This is a genomic window from Streptomyces sp. NPDC058000 (genome assembly GCF_042886435.1).
Lineage (GTDB): Bacteria > Actinomycetota > Actinomycetes > Streptomycetales > Streptomycetaceae > Streptomyces.
In genome coordinates, this window is record NZ_JBHVQS010000010.1 from 157,269 (window position 1) to 182,769 (window position 25,501).

At 70.2% G+C, this 25,501-nt stretch carries 27 protein-coding genes and 2 pseudogenes; 9 read left to right on the top strand and 20 right to left on the bottom strand.

Going from position 1 to position 25,501, the window contains the following annotated elements:
- Nucleotides 1–13: 13 nt before the first annotated feature.
- The 3 genes from ACFVT2_RS13600 to ACFVT2_RS13610 are packed head-to-tail and all read right to left on the bottom strand — an operon-like array spanning nt 14 to nt 1,760.
- A complete protein-coding gene (locus tag ACFVT2_RS13600) occupies nt 14–265 on the bottom strand; it encodes an acyl carrier protein (RefSeq protein ID WP_390016319.1) in 252 nt (83 codons plus the stop codon).
- A 34-nt stretch (nt 266–299) separates the two neighbouring features.
- The gene (gene fabD, locus ACFVT2_RS13605) at nt 300–1,148 is read right to left on the bottom strand and encodes an ACP S-malonyltransferase (RefSeq protein WP_390016322.1); all 849 of its coding nucleotides are present in this window, start codon (nt 1,146–1,148) and stop codon (nt 300–302) included.
- A 42-nt stretch (nt 1,149–1,190) separates the two neighbouring features.
- The gene (locus tag ACFVT2_RS13610) at nt 1,191–1,760 is read right to left on the bottom strand and encodes an aldehyde dehydrogenase family protein (protein ID WP_390016324.1); all 570 of its coding nucleotides are present in this window, start codon (nt 1,758–1,760) and stop codon (nt 1,191–1,193) included.
- Between the two features lie 137 nt (nt 1,761–1,897).
- On the opposite strand from ACFVT2_RS13610, the gene ACFVT2_RS13615 reads away from it, so the two are divergent.
- The 6 genes from ACFVT2_RS13615 to ACFVT2_RS13640 all read left to right on the top strand — a co-directional run bounded on the left by ACFVT2_RS13615 (nt 1,898) and on the right by ACFVT2_RS13640 (nt 5,479).
- A complete protein-coding gene (locus ACFVT2_RS13615; RefSeq protein ID WP_390016327.1) occupies nt 1,898–2,470 on the top strand; it encodes an RICIN domain-containing protein in 573 nt (190 codons plus the stop codon).
- A gap of 423 nt (nt 2,471–2,893) precedes the next feature.
- Entirely contained in the window at nt 2,894–3,043 is a 150-nt protein-coding gene (locus ACFVT2_RS13620; RefSeq protein WP_390016330.1) for a hypothetical protein, read from the top strand.
- 140 nt (nt 3,044–3,183) lie between these two features.
- Complete coding sequence (locus tag ACFVT2_RS13625; protein ID WP_390016333.1) at nt 3,184–3,717, top strand: DUF1648 domain-containing protein; 534 nt, start codon at nt 3,184–3,186, stop codon at nt 3,715–3,717.
- A 93-nt stretch (nt 3,718–3,810) separates the two neighbouring features.
- Nucleotides 3,811–4,479: an SDR family NAD(P)-dependent oxidoreductase gene (locus tag ACFVT2_RS13630; RefSeq protein ID WP_390016336.1), complete on the top strand. Its 669-nt coding sequence runs from the start codon at nt 3,811–3,813 to the stop codon at nt 4,477–4,479.
- 168 nt (nt 4,480–4,647) lie between these two features.
- A complete protein-coding gene (locus tag ACFVT2_RS13635; RefSeq protein ID WP_390016338.1) occupies nt 4,648–5,070 on the top strand; it encodes a GNAT family N-acetyltransferase in 423 nt (140 codons plus the stop codon).
- Nucleotides 5,071–5,095: 25 nt separating this feature from the next.
- Nucleotides 5,096–5,479, top strand: a complete 384-nt coding sequence (locus ACFVT2_RS13640; RefSeq protein ID WP_390016341.1) for a hypothetical protein — start codon at nt 5,096–5,098, stop codon at nt 5,477–5,479.
- 65 nt (nt 5,480–5,544) lie between these two features.
- Here ACFVT2_RS13640 and ACFVT2_RS13645 read toward each other — a convergent pair.
- The 6 genes and pseudogenes from ACFVT2_RS13645 to ACFVT2_RS13670 all read right to left on the bottom strand — a co-directional run.
- Nucleotides 5,545–5,869: pseudogene (locus ACFVT2_RS13645) on the bottom strand (IS1182 family transposase); the annotation flags it as partial.
- 787 nt (nt 5,870–6,656) lie between these two features.
- On the bottom strand, nt 6,657–6,911 hold the full coding sequence (locus ACFVT2_RS13650; protein WP_390016344.1) for a PLD nuclease N-terminal domain-containing protein: 255 nt from the start codon (nt 6,909–6,911) through the stop codon (nt 6,657–6,659).
- 129 nt (nt 6,912–7,040) lie between these two features.
- Nucleotides 7,041–7,592, bottom strand: coding sequence for a DUF1700 domain-containing protein (locus tag ACFVT2_RS13655; RefSeq protein ID WP_390016346.1), 552 nt, complete (start codon nt 7,590–7,592; stop codon nt 7,041–7,043).
- Between the two features lie 13 nt (nt 7,593–7,605).
- Nucleotides 7,606–7,914: a PadR family transcriptional regulator gene (locus ACFVT2_RS13660; protein ID WP_390016349.1), complete on the bottom strand. Its 309-nt coding sequence runs from the start codon at nt 7,912–7,914 to the stop codon at nt 7,606–7,608.
- 178 nt (nt 7,915–8,092) lie between these two features.
- A complete protein-coding gene (locus ACFVT2_RS13665) occupies nt 8,093–10,744 on the bottom strand; it encodes a SpoIIE family protein phosphatase (RefSeq protein WP_390016352.1) in 2,652 nt (883 codons plus the stop codon).
- 272 nt (nt 10,745–11,016) lie between these two features.
- Complete coding sequence (locus tag ACFVT2_RS13670; protein ID WP_390016355.1) at nt 11,017–11,388, bottom strand: hypothetical protein; 372 nt, start codon at nt 11,386–11,388, stop codon at nt 11,017–11,019.
- Nucleotides 11,389–12,079: 691 nt separating this feature from the next.
- On the opposite strand from ACFVT2_RS13670, the gene ACFVT2_RS13675 reads away from it, so the two are divergent.
- Nucleotides 12,080–12,334: a PLD nuclease N-terminal domain-containing protein gene (locus ACFVT2_RS13675; protein WP_390016344.1), complete on the top strand. Its 255-nt coding sequence runs from the start codon at nt 12,080–12,082 to the stop codon at nt 12,332–12,334.
- A gap of 420 nt (nt 12,335–12,754) precedes the next feature.
- Nucleotides 12,755–12,931 carry a transposase gene (locus ACFVT2_RS13680; protein ID WP_390016492.1) on the top strand — a complete coding sequence of 59 codons (177 nt, stop codon included), beginning with the start codon at nt 12,755–12,757 and terminating at the stop codon, nt 12,929–12,931.
- 124 nt (nt 12,932–13,055) lie between these two features.
- On the opposite strand, the gene ACFVT2_RS13685 is transcribed toward ACFVT2_RS13680, so the two are convergent.
- From ACFVT2_RS13685 to ACFVT2_RS13735, 11 genes and pseudogenes are all read right to left on the bottom strand, one after another.
- Nucleotides 13,056–14,786 carry a mycolysin gene (locus ACFVT2_RS13685; protein WP_390016358.1) on the bottom strand — a complete coding sequence of 577 codons (1,731 nt, stop codon included), beginning with the start codon at nt 14,784–14,786 and terminating at the stop codon, nt 13,056–13,058.
- Nucleotides 14,787–15,035: 249 nt separating this feature from the next.
- Nucleotides 15,036–15,194 (bottom strand): annotated as a pseudogene (locus ACFVT2_RS13690) (aminoglycoside phosphotransferase family protein); the annotation flags it as partial.
- A 508-nt stretch (nt 15,195–15,702) separates the two neighbouring features.
- A complete protein-coding gene (locus ACFVT2_RS13695; RefSeq protein ID WP_390016361.1) occupies nt 15,703–17,139 on the bottom strand; it encodes an aldehyde dehydrogenase (NADP(+)) in 1,437 nt (478 codons plus the stop codon).
- Nucleotides 17,114–17,410 carry a hypothetical protein gene (locus ACFVT2_RS13700; RefSeq protein ID WP_390016363.1) on the bottom strand — a complete coding sequence of 99 codons (297 nt, stop codon included), beginning with the start codon at nt 17,408–17,410 and terminating at the stop codon, nt 17,114–17,116. The genes ACFVT2_RS13695 and ACFVT2_RS13700 overlap by 26 nt, the downstream gene beginning before the upstream one ends.
- 112 nt (nt 17,411–17,522) lie before the next feature.
- Nucleotides 17,523–19,022 (bottom strand): amino acid permease, encoded by a 1,500-nt coding sequence (locus tag ACFVT2_RS13705; protein WP_390016366.1) that lies wholly within the window; start codon nt 19,020–19,022, stop codon nt 17,523–17,525.
- 84 nt (nt 19,023–19,106) lie between these two features.
- The gene (locus ACFVT2_RS13710) at nt 19,107–20,108 is read right to left on the bottom strand and encodes a proline racemase family protein (protein ID WP_390016369.1); all 1,002 of its coding nucleotides are present in this window, start codon (nt 20,106–20,108) and stop codon (nt 19,107–19,109) included.
- A complete protein-coding gene (locus tag ACFVT2_RS13715; protein ID WP_390016372.1) occupies nt 20,108–21,040 on the bottom strand; it encodes a dihydrodipicolinate synthase family protein in 933 nt (310 codons plus the stop codon). The genes ACFVT2_RS13710 and ACFVT2_RS13715 overlap by 1 nt, the downstream gene beginning before the upstream one ends.
- A 75-nt stretch (nt 21,041–21,115) precedes the next feature.
- Complete coding sequence (locus ACFVT2_RS13720; protein WP_390016374.1) at nt 21,116–22,597, bottom strand: FAD-dependent oxidoreductase; 1,482 nt, start codon at nt 22,595–22,597, stop codon at nt 21,116–21,118.
- Nucleotides 22,594–23,028, bottom strand: a complete 435-nt coding sequence (locus ACFVT2_RS13725) for a (2Fe-2S)-binding protein (protein ID WP_390016377.1) — start codon at nt 23,026–23,028, stop codon at nt 22,594–22,596. The genes ACFVT2_RS13720 and ACFVT2_RS13725 overlap by 4 nt, the downstream gene beginning before the upstream one ends.
- On the bottom strand, nt 23,025–24,224 hold the full coding sequence (locus ACFVT2_RS13730) for an NAD(P)/FAD-dependent oxidoreductase (RefSeq protein ID WP_390016380.1): 1,200 nt from the start codon (nt 24,222–24,224) through the stop codon (nt 23,025–23,027). Before ACFVT2_RS13730 ends, ACFVT2_RS13725 begins: the two co-directional genes overlap by 4 nt.
- Nucleotides 24,225–24,331: 107 nt before the next feature.
- Entirely contained in the window at nt 24,332–24,946 is a 615-nt protein-coding gene (locus ACFVT2_RS13735) for a helix-turn-helix domain-containing protein (RefSeq protein ID WP_390016383.1), read from the bottom strand.
- Between the two features lie 240 nt (nt 24,947–25,186).
- Here ACFVT2_RS13735 and ACFVT2_RS13740 point away from each other — a divergent pair, with 240 nt between their 5' ends.
- Nucleotides 25,187–25,498 (top strand): hypothetical protein, encoded by a 312-nt coding sequence (locus tag ACFVT2_RS13740; RefSeq protein WP_390016386.1) that lies wholly within the window; start codon nt 25,187–25,189, stop codon nt 25,496–25,498.
- The last annotated feature ends 3 nt before the right edge of the window (nt 25,499–25,501 follow it).

Here is a 25,501-nt window from a genome sequence, read left to right on the forward strand (position 1 = left end):
CGAATTCCCCTACCTACGCGTTCAATTCAATCTTTTCGGCCACGAAATCGTCGATCGTGGCGAGCGACACAAAAACGTTTCCGAGAATCTCGTCCGATGAGATCTTCATGCCGAACTCAGCTTCCAGGAAATCCATGAGCTGCAAGTAACCGAAGGAATCCATGACACCGGCCTTGAAAAGGTCGGTGTCCGGTGTGACGTCCTCACCGAACTCGACCAGGAACCGATCCTCCATGTAGTCCCTGATCTTCTCTCTCCTACCCATTCCCCAACCCTTCACTGTTCATTGAAAACCGCTGTCACACGCCGACGGTACGAATGTGCTGAACCATCCGCGTGAGGTCTTTTCCGCCGACTTCCTGGCATTCCAGTTCACCGCGCGACATGAGGTACCGGATGCTGTCGGTCCAGCGGACCGGCCTTACCAGCTGCTCGGCCAGCCGCTCGCGAATCCTGCCGGGCTCATGCGGCCGTGCCGTGACATTCGAGATGACGCGAACGCGCGGCGCACCGAAGGAGAAACCCTCCAGAAAACGGGCGAATTCGCGTCGCGCCGACTCCATATACCGGGAGTGGAACGCGCCGCCGACCCGCAGCGGAACGAACCTCACCCCCCTGTTCCGCAGCGCGGCGTGCGCCGCCTCCAGCACCCGCTCGGGGGCCGCGACGACCACCTGTGCGTCGGTGTTGAAGGCGGCGATGTCAACGCCCTCGACGCCGTCCTCCGCGAAGATCTCCGCCAGTCGGGCTTCCGAGGTGTTCATCACCGCGGTCATCCCGCCCCCGACCGCCTCGGCCATCAGCTCGGCACGCCTGCGCACGATCCGCAGACCGGTCTCCAGATCGAGGACGCCCGCCGCCATCAGGGCGTTGTACTCACCGAGGCTGTGTCCGAGGCAGTAATCGGCGGTGCGTTCCTCGCGCCGCTCCCGTTCGAACAGGTGCAGGGCGTTGACGACGAAGAGGGCTGGCTGCGTGTAGGCGGTGTCGGCCAGCCGGCCGCCGGGATCGTCCCGGCATAGTGCCACCAGGTCGTACCCCAGCAGGTCGGACGCGAACTGCGTCACTCCCGGATACTTCGGGAAGACGTCCTGCCCCATGCCACGGAACTGTGAGCCCTGGCCGGGAATCAACACTGCGAAAGCCATGAGTTTTCAACTCCGTGCGTTTCGTCCGGTGGGCACGCCTGATCACCCCCGGGATTCCACAGGGAATTCACGGCCCGTCCGCTTCCGCGGCGCGTATCTCGCACCGCGGGCGAACGACGGACCGCAGGAATGAAGGACAGCCGAGCGAGCCCGGCACGAGGGCCGCACCGTGGAGTTCAGCGCCCGGGTTCCGTCCGGCACCGCCGTGGCGAACGCCTGCTCCGGGCGACCCCAGGCCAGGTCGGCGTAGGCACGGAAGTTCGCGATCCCCCGGGGGATGTCGACGCTGCGGGCCAGCGACGCCGGTTTGCCGGTGTCGGCCACCTCCGCCGCGACGAACTCCTCGAACCGGGCCTCCATGCCGTCGGCGATCCGCCGCAGCACGGCGCAGCGCTCCTCCACCGTGCTGCTGCCCCACGGCCCGTCGAGGGCCGACCGCGCGGCCCGCACCGCACGGTCGACCGTTCCGGCGTCCGCTTCGGGAACCGTTCCGATCACTGCACCGTCCGCCGGATGGACCAGGGGGAAGCGCACTCCCGTCTCGTCGAACCGCCCGCTGACGTAGTGCGCCCAGTGCCGCGGGCCCGCTTGTGCGGGCCGTACGTCGCTCATGCTGATGACCTCCAAGCTTCCGCCGTCCGACAGCGCCTTCTCGTAGGAACATCTTGGCGAGCTGAGCCACGCCCGGATAATGCCTATTCCGATCATCGGTATACCCGATCAGGCATAGCTGCTGGAGAGGGGCATTCATGCACGGATTCATCGTCGACCTCGCCTGGAGTGCGGGGCAGGTGACCTCGTTCACCCTGCACAACATCGCCCCGGCCAGTGCCACCACCACGGTGGCATCGGCCGCGTGGAGCAGGCAGGTGACCCTCCCGCCCGGACAGTCGGCGACGTTCGACAGGTTCGTACTGGTCAACCGCGGCAGCGGCAAGGCCATCGACGACCCGGCGGCCTCAGGCGCCGCCGGGACAGGGCTGATCCAGTACTCGCCCGATGGCGGGTCCAACCAGTCGTGGACGCTGCAACCCGCCGGGCCAGGTGTCTTCACGCTCGTCAACGGCGCCTCCGGCCTGGCGATGGACGTGTTCGGCGGCTCGACGTCGGACGGCACCGCGATCGTCCAGTGGACCCCGACTGGGGCGACCAACCAGCAGTGGACGCTGAAGGACGTCGGCGATGGATACGTCAACCTGGTGAGCGCCCGAAGCCAGAAACTGGTCGGCGTCGTCGGCTCCTCGACGGCCGAGCTCGCCGGCCTTGAGCAGGAAACCAGCACCGGTGCCGCCAACCAGCAGTGGCAACTGATCCTCGCCTGAGCCCAACCGGGCCCGGGACCGAGTGGCCGAGGCGCCGGTCGTCCAGTGGCAGGCGACCGCCCCCGACCACCGCCGCTGCTGTCCGATCCCGACCGCAACGGCGCCGCGGTCTGCCGGGCCGGATCCGGCCCGATCCACCCGGCGGTGCCGGCACAGGCCTCGTTGCCCTCCGGGTCGGCCAGCACCCCGTGCCCAGAGCGCCTCCGCATTCCGAGTAACGGTCCGATCGGGGGGTGAGAGGGCACGGGCCGAGAGCACCGGCGCCAGCTGGCACAGGTACGGTCGGTCGCCGAGGCCGCGCAGCATGTCCTGCTGTGGCCGCTGCCGGACCGGATCGGTTCGTTGCAGGTCGCCTGCCTGTATCTGGCCGCTGAGGATGAGGCAGCCGACAGCCGAGGACGCACCCATCGACGGTACGCGGACATGGTTCCGGTCCCGGGGATGACCGGCGAGGTGGAGGCGCTGGCGCTCTACGCCGGCCAGTCGGCCGGCTTGATCCGTAACACCCTCCCCGCCGCGCAGATCGTGGCATCCATCTCCGACCAAGCCCAGCGGATCATTTCGGGCACCTAGAAAACTCAGGCCCTCGCGATACCGACACTGAACCCCCACCGGCGCCTCGGCCCCCTCACCACTGGCCAGGCCCACCTTGACGTGATCCGTACGTGCGGCGCCACCCGCCAAGAACTCATCAGTATCGGACAATTGACCCCATGGTCTTCTCATCTCCCGTCCGGCTGTGGCTGCTTCCCAACGTCGCGCTGCTCGCCGCACTGTCCCTCTGGGGCATCCTCCGCTACCCACATCTGCCGAGCCGGATACCTCGGCACCTCGGCATCGACGGTGTGGACGCCTGGACAGAGCGGTCGATCGGTAGCGCGTTCTTGCTGGTGTTCGTGTACATCGGGGCGACGGTGCTGCTGACCGCCTGCGCCGAGTTGACACTGCGGGTGACTCCACAGGCCGAGCTACCGAAGGAAGCGACGCCGTTCGGCAACGGGTTGGCCAGCTCCTCGCTCAACCGGCCGCGCACCCGCGCCTCGGCACTCGGCACCGCCCGGGCGTTGCTGGTGCTCAACGCCTGCGTGGGAGTCTCGCTCCTGATCGGCTGCGGGGTGCTGTGGCGCTCCACAGCCGATCAGGAGGTTCCAGGCTGGCTGTTCGCCACGATGCTGCTGCCTCTCCTCGCCGGGACCGCAGGGACGGTGGCGGCCGCGATGCGCGACCGGCGCACGCCCGCGAACTGAGCAAGCGACCGGGATGGGGAGGCGTCCGCGGATCGGGCCATCGGGCCCATCAGGGGGACGTCGAAAGCGGTGCGGTCCTCCCGTACCGTCCTGGTGACCGGAGCCACCTCCGGCATCGGCTTCGAGACCGCCCGCCAGCTCGCCGAACGCGGCGCCACCGTGCCCGTGCACGGCCGCACCCCCGAGGAGGCGCAGGCAGCCGCCGACCGTCTCATCGCCACCGCGGGCATCGACGCCGCACAACTGTGCACGCTCTCCGCGGACTTCACGCGCCTGGAGGAGGTCGAGGCGATGGCGCGCCGTGTCCTCGCCGAACATCCTCACCTGGACGTCCTGGTCAACAACGCCGCCACCGCCGCCCCAGAACGCCACACCCTCACCGCCGACGGCAACGAGATCGTCCTCCAGGTCAACTTCCTCGCCCACTACCTCCTGACCTGCCTGCTGGAGCCGGCCCTCACGATGGGGTCTCCCCTGCTCAAGCGGAGCCGAGAGCTCGGGGAAGATTCCGGCGGCCGCGTCGTCAACGTCTCCTCCGCACTGCACCGCACCGCCTCCATCCAGTGGAACGACCCCCAGCGGGCCCGTCGCTACTCCCGGCTCGCCGCCTACGCCCAGTCACAGCTCGCACTCACCGTCTTCGCCGCCGACCCCCGGGTCACGGCGGTCTCCGTCCGGGGCCGGTCGCTGGTGGGCCGACCGCCCCGTCGCCCCCCGAGCCGTCGCCATGGCCTGCGCCGACCACCTGCTGCTCCGCGGTGAACTAACTGCCCTGGCCCCGCTCGCACTCACCCCTTCACCGCACACTACGTCCAGGCACCAGCCCGCTTCCTCCCCCTGCTGGGCCGTGCGTTCGACGGTCTCGCGCCGTGGGAGCGCATGGGGTACGTCCACCGCGTTCCCGTGCTGCCGCCGCGCCCGCCTCGTGGGGTGACGGTGCGTCGGCTGACGCCCGCGGATGCTCCGGCACTTGCCACGCTGGGAGCCGAGTCGGCCTGGATACACGCCAGTTGGGGCGGTCCGGCGGGCCTCGCAGCCTCCGGACACGGCTGGGCCGCCTTCGAGAAGGATCGTGTCCTCGCCATGGCCTGCACGTACTTCCGCGGCAGCGCATACGAGGACGTCGCCTGCCTCACCGTCCCCGAGCACCGCCGTCAGCACCTCGCGCTTGGCTGCGTCACCGCCCTGTGCCAGGACATCGCCGCCCGCGGCCACACCCCCAGCTGGACCTGTTCGCGTGACAACCGCCCCAGCCGGCTCCTGGCCTGGACCGCCGGCTTCCGCCTGGAGCACGAGTACGTTCACTACCGCACCGGGCCGCCCGCGCGCCGCGTCGCGGGGCTCGCCGCCTGAACACCACCGACATCGAGGAGTCCTCTTGAAACCACACCGCACCCCCCGCGCCCCCCTCGCGTCGGCGAAGATCCTCAACGGCGGCCACGAACTGACCGTCCACGACCTGCAGCGGCGGGACGACTCCTTCACCCTCCACTACACCATCGCCCCGCCCCTGCCGGACGCCGGCGACACCACCCCCGTGCTGCTGTCCCTTGAGGCGGTGGACGACATCGGCAACGAGTACGTCGACTGGGGCGGAGCCTACGGAGCCGCTGCCGACGGCACGCACACCCAAGGCAGCATCTCCGCACAGCCCGCCCTCGCCCCCAGGGCATGTGAGATCCGCGTACGGCTCACTTTCCTCCGCAACGGCGAGGAGCACCCCTGCCATCTGACGCTGCGCACCTCGGCCACCACACCCTGAGGCCGCGCCCACCTCCGGTCCGGCCAACGACCGCGGTGCGCTCCTCCACCCAGCGGTACCCGTAGCCCTGGCGGCGGCTTCGGCCTCGATCTGCGCGCGGGCGGCCTGCAGCCTGGCCAGGCGCTTCTCGCGCCGGTCCAGTTCGGCGGGCAGGTCGACCTCCTTGCCGTCGACGCCGAACCTCCGGTCTTCGGCGGCGTCGACGGCCTCGGCGTCGGCCAGCAAAGCGGCGGCCTTGGCCTCCAACTGGGCGATCTCGGCTTCGATCCGCTCCTCCTTGTCGACCAGGCGGCCGTAGCTCATCGCCTTGTGCTTGGAGGCGTTCGCCTCCAGCTTGGTGCCGTCCAGGGCCACGCGGCCCATCTTGACCATGCCGAGCTTCCGCGTCAGTGAGAGCGTCGAGGGCGTTCTCGTAGCGCCCGCCGGCGAGCGCGAGCAATCCGTGAAGCTCATGGAGCCGTCCCGTCTCTCTCGCGGTGCGCCGGCCGTCTCCTCGCGCGGCGGCTGCTGAATCGGCAAGCTGGGAGAGGCGATTCAGCGTCTGGCTGGCGGATACCACGGTCTCGAAGTACGTGGCTTCGCCATCCCTGCGGGCACTGCGCAGAAGAGGGGCGTATTGAGCAACCTCGGCTCAAGTGGGTGAACGAGGTCCTGCGGACGGCCTCGGCTCTTTTCGCCGCTCAGCTCGACCCGACCCGGCCCGGGTGACCGCGCTCCTTACCGAGCAGCCGCATCTGGGGTCGAGCCCGTACGCCGGGAACTGCACATCGCCTCGTCCACCTACTACCGCTGGCGTCGCCCTGAGCGGGAGCTGTGCGCTCGCCGTCGCCAGGACATGGAGCAGAAACGCTGGCGAAGGGGTCCTGGCGGAGGTGCTTCTCGCGCTCTCCTTGACCGGTGTTTACCGCGCTGAAGGGCACGGATGGGGCACGGCGGTGGGGGGAAAGGGTTCTTCTGGGCCTTCCTGTGGGAGAGGAGTCTGGCACTTCCGCGCGCCAGGAATGACTCCGACCGAGGGTGTTGCTGGTGCAAGCGTGCTGGGCCGTGCCCACGGCACGGTGGTCTGGCCGGTCTGCGTCCGGATCGTGGTCGAGGAGACTGCGGGATGGTGTGCGGGTGCTGCCGTCGACGAAGGTGCTCGCGGATCTACCGCGAGACGTGACGGGGCGTTCTTGGATCAGGCGATGCCTGGCCGACGCTGGGAGTCGCGGCGACCGACGAGGAACCAGAGCAGGCACCCGAGGAAGGGGGCCATCAAGGCGAAAACGAGCCGGACCAGCTTCATCCCGCCGGTGAGGTCGGGCCTGACGATGCTGAGCAGGGCGCCGAAGTACAGCGCGGGAACGCCGAGGGCCATGGCAGCTGTTGCGCAGGCGATCATGATGTCGCCCGTAGGGGCAAGGGCCATCTGGTGTGTGAGCTGCGCCTGCATCGTTCTCTCGTCTTGCTGGTGGGGGATGCTCAGAGTTCGTCGGTCGGCTGGACGTGTGGTGCCCGGTGGTGGGGGCGAGCGGCGCACCAGGTGGGTGGGTGGAGGTGATCGGCAGCAGGTAATCGCCTGTCACGCCTGGTGCCTTGCCGCCCACAGCAGATAGAGGCCGGGAGCGCTGGGACGGCCAGGAGGGCCGGGAGGAATGCTCCGAGACCGAAGTTGAGCGTGCCTGCGGGGATCATCCACTGCGACATCAGGAACAGCAGTGGCACGAGGGCGGCTGCCGTCCCGAGCGCCTTGTCGCGGGTGCGCCACTGCGGCGGTCCACAGCCACCAGATCGCGCCGATCAGCGCCGGGATGCCCAGCACGGGTCCGAAGACTGTCAGGGGGCCGGTTACCGCCAGCAGTCCCAGTAGGGCGAGGGTGCGTCCTCGGCTGACGTGCGGGGCGGGGAGTTCCTCGCCGAGGGCGGTGGCCGCGATCGTGCGCGGGTCGCCGAGGCGTGCGAGCACGCTGCGGATCTCGTCGTCGCCGGAGGCGGACTCCTCCGCGAGGGCCACGGCGATGTGCTCCTCCAGGTCGGCCAGCAGCTCCTTGCGGCGTTCCGGGCTGAGTCCGGCCGATTCACGCCCCACGGCGGCCAGGTACTTCTTCACCAGCGGATGGTCGCTGATCGTCATGGTGGGACTCCTGTCAGTCGGCGATGAAGTGGTCGACCGCGTCACGGAAGTGCGGCCAGATCGCGGTGAACTCCTTCAGCGCCGCATGCCCCGGTGGTGTCAACTCGTAGTAGCGCCGGGGCGGCCCGCTGGGGGACTCCTGCCAGCGGGTCTCCACCAGTCCGTCACGGCGCAGGATCGCAAGCACGCAGTACTCCAGCACCCCCTTGCGGAGCTGGCTCTCCGCTTTGCTTGTGGTGCCCGCCAAGTACGGCAGCCAGATGACGGGCGCATGGTTCCTGGCGGTGGCTGCGGGTGACTGTGCCACCTCGCTGCTGGGCATCGTGCCGTGGTCGTGGCCGAGGTGATGCTGGCGGCGGTCGCGGGTCCGGCGGTCATCATGTACCGCAAGAAGATCGTGTCTCCCATGGACGACATGGGCTGACTTCCGGCCCGATCGCTGCTCTCGCCCGCTCTCGCCGGCATCGTTCGTCCTCAGGGCACGGACCGCTCTGCCTCTGTCAGGTCACCGCCTGCTCGGCCCAGATGACCTTGCCCCGGGCGAAGTAGCGGGTGCCCCAGCGTTCGGCGAGCTGGGCGATGAGGAAGAGGCCGCGGCCGCCCTCGTCCTCGTCGGCGGCGTAGCGCAGGTGGGGCGAGGTGCTGCTGGTGTCGGTCACCTCGCAGATCAGAGTCCGGTCGTACAGGAGGCGGACCTTGATCGGGCCGGGGGCGTAGCGGATGGCATTGGTGATCAGTTCGCTGAGGATCAGCTCGGTGGTGAACGCCTGCTCCGCCAGCCCCCAGTCCGTCAGCTGTCGGGTGACGTCGGCGCGGGCGCCCGCCACGGCCGCGGGGTCGGACGGCACGTCCCACTCGGCGATGCGGCCGGGATCCATGAGGTGGATGCGGGCGACGAGGAGGGTGATGTCGTCGCTCCGGCGGTCGGGTTGCAGCGTGCTGATGACGACGTCGCAGGTCTCGTCCGGTGGGCGGGAGGGGTGGGCCAGGGTCGTACCGAGGATTTCCAGTCCGGTGTCGAGGTCGCGTTCGCGGTCCTCGACAAGGCCGTCGGTGTAGAGGACGACGCTGCTGCCCTCTGGGAGCCGTAGTTCCACGGCCTCGAAGGGAAGACCGCCCACGCCGAGCGGCGGGCCTGCGGGAAGCTCGGTGAATTCCACGGTGCCGTCGGGGTGGACGACGACGGGTGGCGGATGGCCGGCCCGGGCCATGGTGCAGGTGCCGGTGGTGGGGTCGTAGATGGCGTAGAGGCAGGTGGCGCCCGTGATGGTGAGTTGGTCCTGCGCCGGGCCCGTTTCCAGGTCCGAGTCCGCATCTGTTGCCGTGTCCTGGTCGATGCGGTCGACCAAGTCGTCGAGGCGGGCCAGGAGTTCGTCCGGTGGCAGGTCCAGGGTCGAGAAGTTCTGTACGGCGGTGCGTAGCCGGCCCATGGTGGCGGCTGCGTGCAGGCCGTGGCCGACCACGTCGCCGACGACGAGCGCGACCCTGCATCCGGGCAGCGGGATGACGTCGAACCAGTCTCCGCCCACTCCGGTCCGGGCGGGGAGATACCGGTAGGCGACGTCGAGGGCGGTCTGTTCGGGAAGCACGCGGGGGAGCAGGCTGCGTTGCAGGGTGACGGCCATGGTGTGCTCGCGGGTGAAGCGGCGCGCGTTGTCGATGCAGACGGCCGCCCGGGCCGTCAGCTCCTCGGCCAAGGTCAGATCGTCTTCTTCCAGGGGCGGGCTTTCCCGCATCCGCCAGAAGTTGGCGACACCCATCAGCACACCGCGCGCCTTGAGCGGCACGGTGATGAGTGAGTGCAGGCCGTGCTCGATGACGATCCGAGTGCGCTCGGGGTCTCCCGCCCGCCATTCGGAGGCGGCGGGCAAGTCGGTGACGAGCACGGGCTGTTCGCTGAGGAAGACGGTGGCCATCGGCGTGGCGGGGGCGTACCGGTACACCTCGCCCACTCGGTACTGGGGATGCGTGAACGTACCGCTGAGCGCCACGCGACGCAGTTCCGGCGCCTCCTCGTATGCGCCGGGCGGCGGCTCGTCACCGCGCAGGACGGACTCGGCGAGGTCGACGGTGACGTAGTCGGCGAACCAGCGGGCGGCCACCTCGGTGAGCTCCTCGGCGGTGCGGGTGACGTCCAGGGTCGTGCCGACGGCCACGCTCGCCTCGTAGAGCAGCCGCAGCCTGCCCTGGGCGGCCTCGGCCTTCCCGGCGAGGGCACGCAGCTCGGTGGAGTCCCGCAGGGTGGCGACGCTGCCGGGTGGGCCGCCGTGGCGGTCCGTCGACCGGTTGTTCACCGCCAGGAGACGGTCGCCGACGGGGAGCACCTCGTCGGAGGCATCGCGCCGGGAGAGCAGCAGCTCTGTCGTCCTGGGGTCGAGGCCGAGGCTGTCGACCTGCCGCCCCTCCACGTCCGGGGGCAGAGCGAGGAGCCGGCGCGCCTCGTCGTTGGCGAGTACGACTCGACCCTCGTCGCCGACGATGACCACACCCTCGCGCACGGCGTGCAGCACCGCGTCGTGGTGCTCGTACATCCGCGTCATCTCGGCCGGCCCGAGACCGCGGGTCTGCCGCCGCAGCCGCCTGCTGACCAGGGCCGTCCCGGCCGTGGCCAGGGCCAGGGCGCCGGCGCCGGCAGCGATGAGGAGCGGGAGCAGCCGGTCGGCGGAACCGCTGATCTTGCTCATCTTGAGCCCGGACGCCACCATGCCCACGACCCGGCCCCCGTCCATCACCGGGACGACGGCCTGTATCTCCTCGCCGACCGGACCCTGGAGGCTTTCGATGGTGACGTGGCCGGCCAACGACGGTCCGATGGTGCCGATGAACTTCTTGCCGATCCGTTCCGGCCGCGGGCTCGAATAGCGGATGCCGTCCCGGTTCATGACGACGATGAAGTCGACGTTGCCCGTCTTGCGGGCCGCTTCGGCGAGCGGCTGGAGTACGGAAGCCGGGTTCGGGCTCCGCAGCACGGTGGGCAGGCCGGGGGCGTGGGCGAAGCTCTCGGCGGCGGCCAGCGAGCGGGCTCGCGCCGCCTGGAATCTGTCGTTCCGAGCCAGCAGCGCCAGCGCGGCCACCCCTGCCGCGACGAGCAGCACGATGATCAGCGCCTGTAGCACGAACATCTGCCCGGCGAGGCTGCTCATGATCACCATGGGCCGGCAACGCCGCTTCGGCGGTTCCGGAGAGCCTGGCGGCCGCTGTCGACGCTCACGCGAGGAGCGGCCCGGGAATCGGGCCATGCCCCTTGTCTAACCTCGCTCCGGCTCGGACGGCAGGCACCACGCCGGGCACTCGCACGGCTTGCCCAGTCCTGCGTCCTGCCCAGTCCTGTCACTCCTGTGCGGTCCGCCTCGCGCCCCACCAGATGAGCCGGTAGGTGGAGCTGTTCTCGGGAGTGCAGGTGGTCCGGCGGTACCGTCGAAGGTCAGTCTTGCGGTCCCTGTGGGCGCAGCAGCGATACCAGCAACATGGTGAATTGTGTAGCCGCCCCGGGCAGTCGTCGGCCGAGCATCGTCTGGACCTGGGCCTCGCGGTGGCGGAAGACCGGGTGGTCGAGCCGTACGTAGGCGTAGCCCTCGATGGAGGGGGCCGGGCGCGGGCCGCCAAGGTCGCCCAGGTCGCCGACGAGCGCGATGCCGCCGCCGGAGTGGACGAATGCGTACTTCGGGGCCAGGGCGTCGCAGACCAGCGCCGGCCGGGCGGTGAGGCCCTCCACTTGTACGCCGATGTCGAAGAGGTCGCGGTGGGTGGTTCCGGCCGGGGGCAGGGCGAGGGGGTACTCACACAGTTCTGCCAAGCCGGCCCGCTCGCAGCCGGCCAGGGGTGTCCGGGCGGAACGATGGCGGCCATCGGCACCACCACGGAGCATTCCACCCGCACGTCGTGCTGTGGGCCCAGGGCGTAGGTGACCGCGATGTCGGCGATGCCCTCGGCCACCCGGCGGGTCGCCTCCTGGTGGGTCCGTCAGCAAGCCGACGGACCCTCTGCCCGACTGATCCGCGGGGAACCATCTGCGTGCCCTCGCCCGCTGCCCTGCCAGGCACCGGCTCTCGCGCCGAGCCGTCGATGCTCGGCATGGGGTCGACGGCGGGTTTGTGGTGGCGGAGTGGGTCCGGTGCCGGTGCGGCAGGCGGAGGCGCAGCAGCGGCGCGCTCTCCGGCGCTCTCCGGCCGCATTCCGTTGCGTCGTCGACCACTTCGCCAGCGACCGGTCGACCACTTCATCACCGACTGACAGGAGTCCCACCATGACGATCAAACTTCGGCCTCGGAGCATTCCTCCCGGCCCTCCTGGCCGTCCCAGCACTCCCGGCCGCCACCGGCCTCTATCTGCTGTGGGCGGCAAGGCACCAGGCGTGACAGGCGATTACCTGCTGCCGATCACCTCCACCCACCCACCTGGTGCGCCGCTCGCCCCCACCACCGGGCACCACACGTCCAGCCGACCGACGAACTCTGAGCATCCCCCACCAGCAAGACGAGAGAACGATGCAGGCGCAGCTCACACACCAGATGGCCCTTGCCCCTACGGGCGACATCATGATCGCCTGCGCAACAGCTGCCATGGCCCTCGGCGTTCCCGCGCTGTACTTCGGCGCCCTGCTCAGCATCGTCAGGCCCGACCTCACCGGCGGGATGAAGCTGGTCCGGCTCGTTTTCGCCTTGATGGCCCCCTTCCTCGGGTGCCTGCTCTGGTTCCTCGTCGGTCGCCGCGACTCCCAGCGTCGGCCAGGCATCGCCTGATCCAAGAACGCCCCACGGCCAGGATGACGAGGCTCGTTGATTCTGGGGAACACACTTCAAGGTCTTATGGAGATGGCCAGCCGATGCGGGGGAACAGCCTGCGGCCACCGCGTCCATTTAAATCCGCGGCCGCGGATACGCGGGAAGCCTCAGCCTCCTCCACAAGTTCATCAACCGGGGCCGCTTGGAGGGCGACCGGATCATGCCCTCCCCACACCGCCTCATCTCCTGGATGATCACTCGCCCCCAGGACCTGTCCGATAAGCGCCGAGCCCACCTTTGAGGAACTTCTCGCCACCTGCCCCGAGATGGCTGCCCTGGCCCGCCTCGTGCATGCCTTCGCCCAGCTCATGACCGAACGCCGCGGCCACGACCTCGACGGGTGGATGGCCGGCGTCCGCACTGCCCGGCTACCGGAAACTGGACCCGTTCCTCAACGGCCTCGACCAGGACCACGACGCCGCCATCGCCGGGCTCACCCTCCCCTACAGCAACGGCCCCACCGAGGGCGTCAACGCCAAGACCAAGCTGCTGGCCAGGCAGATGTACGGCCGAGACCGCTTCCGGCTCCTCCGCCACCGCATCCTCTTGGCCTGACTTCACCCTCCGTCACCACCGAATGTGCGACAGAGCCGTTCTACATTTACAGTCCCGGAACACGCATGGACCGGGCCGACTGTTGGCCCGGTCCACCCGGTTGTGCAGCTGACAGCAATCAGTATCAGTACTGGATGGTGTGGTTGTAGAGGATGTTCCGGGCCGTCGTGCCGCTGTCCAGGCCGTAATCGGGCCGGTCGGTGACGAAGTACTCGCGGAAGCTGGACTGCCAGGTCCGGGTCATCATGGTGTTGCTCTTCGTCCAGCCGCCGTCGACCTGGGTCCACAGGTCGACCAGCGCGGTGGCCACGCGGGCCTCGCAGGCGTCGCCCGCGTCGATGCCGTTCGTGGAGCGGTCATTGGCGAGGTTCATGGAGCTGCCGTTGCCCCAGTAGTAGGTGGTGTCGTTGAAGGTGTGGAACGCCACCGCGTTGGCGAAGCCCTCGGTCCAGCCGCAGCTGGTGGAGGAGGTGCGGTTGACGTAGTGGGGCGAGCAGTTGCTCACGTTCGGCCACCAGCCCTTGTAGAGCTTTCCCATGAGTGCGTGGCCCGCCTCGTGGACGGTGGTGTGCTCGGAGTCGGGGTCGTTGTCCGCGAGGTGGATCTTGTCGTCGCCGGTGCTCCAGTACGTGCCGTCGGTGGAGCCGGGGTACCACTGGACGGTGATCGGGGTGCAGTGGCCGTCCTGCTGGCTGCTTGCCCAGCAGTTGGTCGTGGAACCGCGGTTCCACCACAGCTTGTTGAGGGTGTCGAAGGCGTGCCAGGCACGGCTCTGTCCGTCGTTGGCGTACACGTTGCCCAGGCTGGTGTTGCCCGAGATGTTGTTCAGTGAGTACGTGGCGGTGGAGTAGAGACCGGCGTTGGCGTCGACCACCGACCACATCCGGCCGGCCTGCGTCTGGAACTCCACCCAAGCTTGGGAGGTGACGGGGGTGCTTGGGGTGTAGCAGAGGTTGAACTTGCCGTCGCCGTTGCCGGTCATCCCCGTGGCGAGCTTCTGGGTACCGCTGTTGGGGGTCGGCTTGCCCCACAGGGTGATGTTGGCGTTGCTGACGGGCTCGTCCCGGTTGGCCTTGCCGTTCCAACTGCCGCCCTCGGCGGACTGGAAGCGGTTGCGGAAGGTGCCGCTGACGCAGACCTGGGCGTTGGACGTGGGTGCGGCGGTGGCGCGCGGGGAGGCCGGGGCTGAGGCAGCCGAGACACGGGCAGAGACAGGAGCAGGGGCAGGGGCCTTGGGGGTGACCGGGCGTGCCTTGCGGGCGCCGGGCCCGGGGCCGTGCACCGGGGCCGCGTCGGCCTTGGTGACCGAGACGCCCTTGTCGGAGGAGCCCTTGGATGTGCCGACGGTAAGCTCCACCGAGTCGTGCCCGGCACGGCGCGGGTCGGGACGGTCGATGTCGCTGATGTCCGCCTGGATCTGGGCGGGTCCGGCGGCGACGGCCTTGACCTTGAGCTTGACGGTGTGGGTGCCGGAGGTGAGGGCGAGCGTCCGGCTGGCGCGCTGACCGAAGGTGTCCGTCTTGGGCGCGTCGAGGCCGGAGCCCTCGCCGGATATCCGGAGCACGGGCGGCAGTTGGACGGACAGGCCGGCGTGCTTGATGTCGGCCTGTGCCTGGACGTCCACGGTGAGGGTGGCCTGCTCGCCGACAGCAGGCAGATGGTCGAGCGAAGCGGTGACGCCGAGACAGCTGAGCGGCGCCTCGGAGTCCTTCTCCGCGGGGCGGATCGTGCAGGTGCCGCCGGCCGGGGTGGTCGTGCCCGCGAACGCGGACGGTACGACGACGATTGCCAGACAGGCGCTTACGCCTGCCAGCGCGGTCAGAGCGGCGGGTTTCGTGACCCGTATTCGGGACATGGGCATGCCTTTCTGCGGCGCGCACGACCCCGGTCTGGCACGACCGGGTCCGGTGCACGCGGGCAGAGTTGTGAGGGGGGTAGGGCACTGCGCCCCGGGCACTACAGCGATCAACCACCGGATCAACCGCCGGCCAAAGCAACACCCTGAGTAACAGTGGCCGAACCATATACCCACGACCTGCGCATGTCATTGCCCATTCAGATGGTGCGGACCAGGATGCGCGAGACGGCACACTAAGACCGTTTCCTACGCGACGAGTTGGACGTTGATTCGAGCGTGGGGAGGAGTCGGATCGGCGCAGTCCGGCTCACGCCAGGGGACGGCGACCTTCTCGGCATCCGGAGCGAGGGCCAATGCGTCCAGCGGCCGCCGGTAAAGATGGGCAGAGCGATCTGCGGCCAGCGTCCACCGAGCCCAGGCCAGCCATTACCGCCGATAAGCCGCGAATCAGACATGAAGGTCACGATCTACGGCTGGAGTCAACGCCGTTGCGTCATGTCGTCTGACGCTGCGTCAAGTACATGAACTCGAGGACGGGACTCCTGGTAGATCCGGACCGCCGCGCGGTCCGGATCGCGCGTGTGGCCGGCGTGGCCAGCTGCGTGATCATCGATACCCGCCGTTCCCCCGCCGCACGGAAGGCCGCGCACATCTTGGTGGTTCCTGCCGAAGGTATGGCCAACCTGCGGTCGATGACGACCACACCAGCGTGGCCCACCCCTTCGTCGCTGAACTGGCGCGAACCATCTGGCGGCGAGCCGGTCCGCCGCCCAGCGCGTGGACGCGGTCTGACACACGATGGAACTGTCCGCCCAGGGCGAGCCGGGCAAGAGGAGCGGCCGCGCCCCGGGCGACACCGTCAGCCTGGGCGCGGCAAGCCCTTGCCCCGACGCTGTCGGGCTCTGCTGCCGCGCTACTCGTTGATCCGCTGGGGCACGCCCCAAGGGTTGTCGTCGCGCAGCGGCGGTGGCAGCAGCCGCTGAGGCCACGACTGGTAGGCAACCGGCAACAGGAACCGCTCGATCGCGGCGGTGCCGACCGAGGTCGTGGCGGGCGCGGTGGTGGCCGGGAACGGTCCGCCGTGCTGCATCGCGTGGGTGACCGAGACACCGGTGGGCCACTCGTTCCACAGCACCCGGCCGCTGCGCCCGGCCAGCGCCGCGGTCAGATCGGCCAGGTCGCCGCCCTCGTGGGGCTCGCCGTGCAGGGAGGTGGTGAGCTGCCCCGGCAGCGACGCCACCACGGCGGCCACCTCCTCCAGCCGCTCGTACGTCACCACCAGGCCGAGCGGGCCGAAGCACTCCTCGGCCGCCGCCTTGGGGTCGGCGGCGAACGCGGCCAGGTCCAGGGTGAGCAGCCGGGGGCTCGCCGACGCCTCGTCATCGGGCCACACCAACGTGCGCGTTCCCGGGAGCCTGGCGAGCCGGCGCGCGCCGTCGACGTACGCCTCGGCGATCCAGTCCCCCAGCATCGGCGCGGACGGGACCTCGCGCAGCAGTCGTACGATCGTGTCCACCAGGCCGTCGCCGGCCGGGGCGAACAGCAGGCCGGGGTTGGTACAGAACTGGCCCGCGCCCAGCGTGAGCGAACCGACGTATCCCTCAGCGAGCTCTGCACCACGGGCGCCGGCCGCGGCCGGGGTCACCACGACGGGGTTGACGCTGCCCAGCTCCCCGTAGAACGGGATCGGCTCGGGCCGGTCGGCGGCGATACGGGCGAGCGCCAGGCCACCGCGCTCGGAGCCGGTGAACGCGGCGGCGCGCAGGGCCGGGTGGCGCAGCGCGTCGATCCCGGCCTGCTGACCCTCGATCAGACCGAACACGCCGTCCGGTGCGCCGGCCTGGGCCATCGCCTTCTGGATGATCTCGGCGGTGCGGCGGGACAGTCCGGGGTGGCCGGGGTGCGCCTTGACCACCACCGGGCAGCCCGCGGCCCAGGCGGAGGCGGTGTCGCCGCCGGCCACGCTGAAGGCGAAGGGGAAGTTGCTGGCCGCGAACACCAGGACCGGGCCGAGCGCGGTGCGGTAGCGGCGCAGTTCGGGTCGCGGCCCGGTGGGCCACTGCGGGTCAGGGCGGTCGATGCGGACGTCGAGGAACTCGCCCGCGAGCACCTGCTCGGCGAAGAGCCGCAACTGGAAGGCGGTGCGGGTCAGCTCGCCGTTGAGGCGGGTCGTGCCGAGGTGGGTCTCGGTGTCGGCCAGGGCGACCAACTCCGTTCGCTCCGCCTGGAGAGCGTCGGCAACGGCTTCGAGGGCGCGCGCTCGGGCTGACGGCGCCGCCTCGGCCCATTCCCGGGCCGCGGCGGCGGCCGCGGCCACCGCTCGGTCAGGTTCGAGTACGACGGTGTTCATGGTGCTTCCTTCTCTCTTTCCGTGGAGCGGTGGGCGTCGGCCGTGACGCGTCGGGGAGCATCGAGCGCCTGCTGGTCTCCGTCATCCGGGCGTTGACCAGCAGAGCCGCGACGGATAGGGCGACGACGTACCACGCCGGTGCGATGGTGCTGCCGGTCTGCTCGATCAGGAAGACCGACATCAGCGGTGCGGTGCCACCGAAGATCGTGAATGCCAGGTTGTAGCTGATGGAGGCGCCCGTGTAGTGGGTGCGGCGGGAACAGCTCGACAAAGGCCGCCCCCGGCCGGGCCGAAGAACATGCACGCGCCCCCGAAGCGGCGGTGCTGCTGGAGGGACGCCGTGGCGCCCTCGCGGGTGGGGTGGACAGCGGCCTGCTCGCCGGTCATGACGAGCTTCCTTCGCTCCGCTCGGACAGCTCGTCCTCGACCGCTGCCCGGAGCTGGTTCTCCTCCGAGTGACGGACGCCGAACATGAAGTAGACGATCAGTCCGAGGGCCATCCAGCCCGCGAACCGCACCCAGGTGATCCAGTCCAGGTTGGCGATCAGCCAGAGAGAGAAGGCCACGCCAATGGCCGGGACCAGCGGCACCAGCGGGGTGCGGAAGGAACGCGGCAGATCCGGCCGTGTCTTGCGCAGCACCACGACGGAGATGGCGACGACGGTGAAGGCCGCCAGGATGCCGATGTTGGTGAGGTCGGCGGCCTCCCGGATGGGCAGGAAGCCGGCGATGAACGCGGAGCCGATGCCCACCGGCCAGATCACCCGGGTCGGCACGTGCCGCTTGGCGTGGTTCTTCGCGAAGTAGCGCGGCAGCAGCCCGTCGCGGCTCATGGAGTACCAGACCCGGGAGACCGCCAGCATGTTGGCGAAGGCGGAGGTGGTGATTCCGATGATGGCGCCGACCGCGACCACGATGCCGAGTCCGCCGAGGCCCACCGCGCCGAGTGCGCTGGAGAACGGGCTCTTCGTGTCGATGTCACGGTAGTTCTGCATGCCGAGCAGCACCACGCAGACCAGCAGATAGACGACCGTGGCGATGGCAAGCGAGATCACGATCGCCTTCGGCAGTACCTTCCTCGCCTCGGCGCTCTCCTCCGCGGCGGCGCTCATCGCGTCGTACCCGTAGACGGCGAAGAACGCGGTCGCGGCGCCGGTGAACGCGCCGCCGATACCGAAGGGCAGGAACGGCGTGTAGTTGCCCACGGAGATGTGGAACGCGCCGGCGATCACCACCAGGGCGACGATGCCGAGCTTGACGACCACCAGGACGGTCTCGAAGCGTGCCGACTCCTTGGTGCCCCGGGAGAGCACGAACGCCAGCAGCAGGCACAGCACGGCGGCGAACAGGTCGACCTTGTGGCCGGGCCCGGTGCCCGGCGCGCCGAGCATCCAGGACGGCAGGTCGACGCCGATCCGCTCCAGGATGTAGGAGAAGTAGCCGGACACGGCGATGGCCACGACCGCGACGATGGCGGTGTACTCGAGCAGCAGGTCCCAGCCGATCGCCCAGCCGACGATCTCGCCGAGCGCGGCGTAGGAGTACGTGTAGGCGGAGCCGGCCTTGGGGATCATGCCGGCGAACTCGGCGTAGCACAGCGCGGCGGCTGTGCTGGCGATGATGGCGACGAGGAAGGAGATCATCACGCCGGGCCCGGCGTCGTCGTGGGCCACGACGCCGGCGAGCGAGAAGACTCCCGCGCCGACCAGACCGCCGAGACTGAGGGCGACCAGCTGCCACAGTCCCATGGTCCGGCGGAGCCCGCCCGTGCTCTCCTCCTCGGAGGAGTCGACGGGCTTGAGACGGAAGATTCCCTGCCGGGAGAACAGGCCGCCGCTGGGGGCCGTTCCTTCCCGGGGTATTACTGGAGTCGAACGGGACATGACGGTCCCTCCGGTGAATACGTACGGGGTGAGGGGACGGACGTGCGTGTCCCCAGGGAGGGGCACGCGACCGTGCGGGGTGCTCTAGAGCACGAATCCATGCGGGAAGGGGTCGCTCGGGCCGAGCAGATAGTTCGCGGTGGCGGTGATCCACGCGCGGCCGGAGAACTCGGGGACGACGGCGGGCAGGCCGCCGACCTCGGTGCCCCCGAGCAGCCGGCCGGTGAACTTCGTCCCGATGAACGACTCGTTGACGAATTCGGTGTGCAGCGGAAGCTCACCGCGCGCGTGCAACTGGGCCATGCGGGCGGAGGTTCCGGTGCCGCAGGGGGAGCGGTCGAACCAGCCGGGGTTGATGGCCATGGCGTTGCGCGAGTGCCGGGCGGTGGAGTCCGGGGCGAGGAACTGCACGTGCTTGCAGCCGCCGATGAGCGGGTCGACCGGGTGCACCGGCCGGTTCTGCTCGTTGACGGACCGCATGATTGACAGTCCGGCGGAGAGGATCTCGTCCTTGCGCGCGCGGTCGAACGGCAGCCCGAGCCGGTCGAGTTCGACGATGGCGTAGAAGTTGCCGCCATACGCCATGTCGTAGCGGATCTCGCCGAGGCCGGGAACCTTGACCATCGCGTCGAGTTCGAGCGCGAAGGCGTCCACGTTGCGCAGGGTGACCTTCTCGGCACAGCCGTCGGTGACCGTCACCCGGGCCTCGACCAGCCCGGCGGGCGTGTCGAGACGGACTGTGGTCTCCGGCTCGCTGACCTCGACCATCCCCGTCTCCACGAGGACGGTGGCCACGCCGATGGTGCCGTGACCGCACATCGGCAGAAAGCCGCTGACCTCGATGTAGAGCACGCCCCAGTCAGCGTCCGGGCGGGTGGGCGGCTGCAGGATCGCCCCGCTCATCGCGGAGTGCCCGCGCGGCTCGTCGACCAGGAACCGGCGCAGCCCGTCCAGGTTCTCCATGGCGTAGCGGCGTCGCTCGGCCATGGTGTCGCCGGGGATGGGGCCCACCCCGCCGGTGACGACGCGGGTGGGCATGCCCTCGGTGTGCGAGTCGACCGCGCTGATCGTACGGATGGACCGCATCAGGCGGACTGCTTCTGGAGCGCGGAGATGGCACGAGCCATGTCGGCCTGGACCTGCTCGCGCATTTCCTGGGTGAGCGGGCCGCGCGGCGGGCGGCAGGGACCGCCGAACCGGCCGACCTCCTCCATGCCGAGCTTGATGGCCTGGACGAACTCGGTGCGCGAGTCCCAACGGAAGGCGGCGACCAGCGGCTCGTACAGGGCGCGGGCCTCCTCCAGCTTGCCGGCGACGGCGAGGTCGTACAGGCGCGCCGACTCCGCGGGGAAGACGTTCGGGAAGCCGGCGAACCAGCCGGTGGCGCCCATCAGCAGGCTCTCCAGGACGACATCGTCGGCGCCGCTGATGACCTCCAGGCCGGGCGCCTGCTCCTTGATCTCCAGGACACGGCGGACGTCGCCGGAGAACTCCTTGATCGCGACGATGTTGTCGAACTGGGCGAGCTCGGCGACCAGGTCCGGGGTCAGGTCGACCTTGGTGTCGATCGGGTTGTTGTAGACCATGACCGGCAGGCCGACGGAGGCCACGGCCTCGAAGTGGGCGAGGACCTCGTCGCGGTTGGCGCGGTACATCGTGGGCGGCAGGCACAGCAGACCGTCGGCGCCGTCCTCGGCGGCGACCTCGGCCCAGTGCCTGGCCTGGTGCGAGCCGACGCCGTGCACACCGACGACCACGATGCCCGAGTCGCCGACGGCCTCGACCGCCGTCTGCGCGACCTTGCGGCGCTCCTCGTCCGTCAGGGAGGAGTACTCGCCCAGCGAGCCGTTCGGGCCGACACCACGGCAGCCGTTCGCCACGAGCCAGCGGCAGTGCTCGGCATAACGATCGTAGTCAACTGCCAGACCGGCCGGGGCGGACGCGTCCTCGCGGTAGGGGAGGGCGGTGGCCACGACCACGCCGCCGAGAGACAGGGCCTGCTTCTTGGTGCTGTTCATGAACTCTGCTCCATACAAAGGAAGTTGGTGGAGTTGATGGATGTGGAGAGTCGAGCTTTCAGAGGTGGTGAGGGGTCAGGGGCGGTGCGGGGCGGGGCCGCCGAGGGACGGTTCGGGGGCGGCGGCCAGTTCGCCGAGCCGGATGGGCTGGGCGATCGGGCGCTGGTGCGGTGCGGTAGCCGGCAGGCCCTCGACGGGCCGGTCGGCGGGCTCACCGGACAGTCGGGCGTTCAGCTCGGCGACCGTGGGGCCGCAGATCCGGGCCTGGCAGGGGCCGAGCCCGGCCCGGGTCTCCAGCTTGGCGACCCGGGCGGCGGAGCTCGCCTTGTCGGCGGCGGCCCGGCAGATCGAGGCGTAGTCGGCCTCCTCGCAGCGGCAGACGACGGTCTCGGGGCGCAGCCACTCGCGCCAGGCCGCACCGATCGAGTGTGCCCGGGCCAGCCGCTCGGCGAACGCGCGGCCCTGGTCCCGGCTGCGGCGCAGAGGACGCAGCGCGGACGTGTCCGGGTCGCCACCGGCGGCGAGCCAGCCGGCGAGCGCGCCCTCCGCCCGTGCGGCCGGGGCGCCCGCGATGCCGGTGATCTCACCGGCCGCGTAGACGCCGGGGCAGCTGGTGGCCTGGTCGTCGTCGACGCCTACGAACTCGCCGCCCGGAGCGGTGCGCAGGGAGCATCCGGCGGCCACCGGTAGCTCCAGCTGCGGGCTGAAGCCGTGTGTGACGCACACCGCGTCCACCGCGACCGTGCGCTCGCTGCCCGGCACCACCGACCAGTCCGCGCGCAGCCGCGCGGTGACGACCTCCTCGGCCCGCCCGTCGCCGCGCGCCTCGATCACGGTGCGGCCCGTACGGTAGGGCACCCGGTGCCGGATCAACAAGGCGGTGTACTCGGCGAGTTCACCGGTCTTGCCGGCCTGCGCCGCGAGCTGCCACGGACGCCGCAACCAGCCGCGAGCGACCGTGCCCGGCGTGTTGGCCTCCAGCACCTCGAGCACCTGGGAGCCGGCGTCCAGCAGCGAGGAGGCCACGGGGAGCAGGAACGGTCCGGTGCCCGCGATGACCACGCGGTCGCCGACCACGACCCGCTCACCCTTGGCGAGCGCCTGGGCGGCGCCGGCTGTGAAGACACCGGGCAACTCCCAGCCAGGAAACGGCAGTACGCGGTCGTACGCGCCTACGGCGAGCACCAGCGCGTCTGGGTCGAGCGTCGTTCGGCGCCGGTCGTGGCCGTCGGCCGGACCGCGCAGCACGTGCACCCGCGGCACCCCGGGCCGCTCCGGGGCAGGGCGCTCCAGCGCCCACACCGAGGTCTCGGACCACCAGGCGCACCGCGGATGGGCGAGCACCCGGCGGCGGCGCCGGTCGAAGGCCCGCCAGCCGTGCTGCAGCACCTCCGGGCGGGCCGCGTCGTACGCCTGGGGCAGCAGCCGGTTGTACTGGCCGCCGGGCTGGTCCGCCGAGTCGATCAGCGTCACCCGGGCGCCGGCGCTCAGCGCGGCCTCCGCTGCGGCGAGACCCGCGGGTCCCGCGCCGACGACCACAACATGACGGTGCGTCATCTCGCCTCCGTTCCGGGTGCGTCGGACTTCTCGTGGCCGGCCGGGGCCGGGTGCCGGGAGGGCTCGGCGTCCTGGGCGGTCCCTGGACCCGGGGACAGGACCGTCTTCGCGTCCTGCGACCCGCCCGGCGCCGGCTCCCTGGTCTGAGTGGTCACCACATCTCCATCGCGGGCCCGGCGGCGGCAGGCGCGCACGTCGCGCTCGTCGCCCACCGTCACCAGGCAGTCGAAGCAGACGCCGATCCCGCAGAACACCCCGCGGGGGGCGCCGGAGCGGCCCCGGCGCCAGGCCAGCCGGTCGGCGGCGAGCATGACGCCCGCGATGGTCTGGCCCGCGATCCCGCCGACGGGCTCGCCGTCGACCATGATCCGCAGCGGCCGGTCCTGCCGACCGACGGCGTCGGACTCGGCGCGGACACGTCTGGGGCTCATGCCCTCTCCTCACTCACAGGGGGTGCGCTCTCGCCGAGCACGGCCGGACGGTCCACCCGGAACGGGGTGGCGTCCATGTCCGTCGGCTCGTCGAGCATCAGATTCCGCAGCAGCCGTCCGGTGCCCACCGACAGGCCGATCCCGGCGCCCTCGTGACCACTCGCGTGCCACAGACCCTCCAGCCGTGGATCGGCGCCGATGATCGGCAGATGGTCGGGGACGTACGGCCGGAAGCCGCCGTACGCACGCATCACCGGCACCCCGGCCAGCGTCGGGAACAGTCGCAGGGCCTTCGCGGCGATAGCCGAGAGGACCTCGGGGCGCAGCCGGTCGTCGAAGCCGACCCGGCGGCGCGAGGAACCGATGAGCACACTGCCGCCGTGTGTGGACTCCACGACCGCGGAAGTCTGCAGATCCTCCGCGCTGCTGCCGACCGCGCCCACGTAGTCCGCGTCGTAGACCTTGTGGAAGACCATCGGCGGCAGCGGGGTCGTCACCAGGACGTCGCCGCGGCGGGGCCGTATGTCCACCGGTGCGCCGAGGCGGGTGGACAGTTCGCCGGACCAGGGGCCCGCGGCGTTGACGAACCAGTCGGCCTCCAGCAGGCCGGCCGAGGTGCGGACTCCGGTGATCCGGCCCCCGCGGGTGACCACGCCGAGCACCTCGCAGCCCGTCCGCAGCGTCGCCCCCGCCGCGAGCGCGTCGCCGAGCAGGGCGGCGGCCGCGCCGGCCGGCTGCACTTGGGCGTCCTCGGGGTAGTACAGGGCGGCGGTGTGCTCGCGGGTGACGTACGGCTCGGCCTCGGCGAGCGCATCGGCGTCGAGGGCCTCTGACCGTACCCCTGCCGCGCGCTGGTCGGCGGCGAATCGGGTCAGCTCCCGGGCGCCGGCGTTGGTGGTCGCGACGACGATGCCGCCCTTGGGCTCCCACTCCACCGCGTGCGCCGTGTGAGCGGAACGCTCGGCGACGGCGGCGAGCACCTGCGGCCACAACCGCCGGGAGAGCTGGGCGAGTTCCAGTTCGGGGCTCGGTCCCTTGTCGGAGACCAGTACGTTGCCCTCGCCGTGCGAAGTGGTCGCCGCCGCGGCGCCGCCGCGGTCGACGACGCTGACCTCGAGTCCAGCCAGGGCCAGCTCACGAGCGCAAGCGGCGCCCACGATCCCGGCGCCCAGCACCACCACCCGCGTTCCGTACATCGAACCCCCTCGTTCGTTAAACCGAACGCTTGGAAAGTACGACGCGGTTCAGGGCGTGTCAACGGTCACGTCAGATCGAATTGTTTTGGTCACCCTGTCCTGGGCGACTATCCCTCCGCAGTCGAGGGGGCGTCCAGACACGCATCCGACAGATGCAGCCGTTGATCCGCCCGGCACTGCAGCAGCAGCACCGAGCGCACATCGCCGTCGAGCGCCGTGTAGCTGTGCGGCAGAGTGGCGTCGAAACCGACGTAATCGCCCGGGCCCAGTTCCACCTCGTGCCCCTCCACCTGCACGCCGAGCCGACCGGCCTGCACGATGGTGTGCTCGACCCCGACATGGCCGAGCGACTCCTGCCGACAGTGGGCCCGTACCTGCTGGTCAAAGACCTCGAAGACAGCATCGCCGGCCTCGATCCGCTGCAGCGGACGCAAATCGACCCCCTCCCCGCTGAGCACCTCCACGTCCTCGGCGCGAACCACGGTCAGGCCGCCGGGAGGCCGGGCGTCCAGCAGATCAGAGATCGCCACCTCCAGAACTCGCGACAAACTGAACACCGTCTCGATGGTGGGGTTCCCGGTGCCTGACTCCAGCTGCGACAGCGTCGCCTTGCCGATCTTCGAACGCCGGGACAGCTCGGAGATCGACAGTCCCCGCTCGGTCCTTGCCCGCCTCAGATTGATGGCCAGCATGCCCCGAATTGACCCCTCGGAGACGCTCACGCTCTCCCCTTTCTCTTTCCGTACTCGTTCGATATAAAGTACGGACGTCTAGCAGATTCGTTCACTATCCAGATCAGGATCAGGCTTCATCCCGCGGCACCGCAAGAAAGACGGCCTGAGCCGGGAGTGCCACCCGATCCGGACCGGAGCCGCTCCGCGGTACCCCAGAGGAAGTGAGGTCCCCCGAGACGCGTCTGCACCTGCTCGCCCGCCCGGCGCCGGCCCCGGGCGAGGTCAGCGATGGAGCGCTTCTTCCGGCGCCGCCGCCCGCGCGACGGGGCTGACCAAGGTCGGCGGGCCGTCCAGGCGGATTCGGACCTCTGCTCCACCGGCACGCTGGTCTACAAGGTCGACTCCTCCGCGAAGACCGGTGAAGGTCCGATCCGGGTGATGGACGCCAAGCCGGGTGCCACCCCGGCGTCGGGCTGTCGCGCACTGGACGACGCCCCGTACCGGGCCGGTGAGTCATTCACCGATTCCGCAGCAGGTGTCCGTATCGACGTGCTGAGCGCTGACGGGTACGGCGAGACCGTGCGGATCACCAAATCGTAGCCT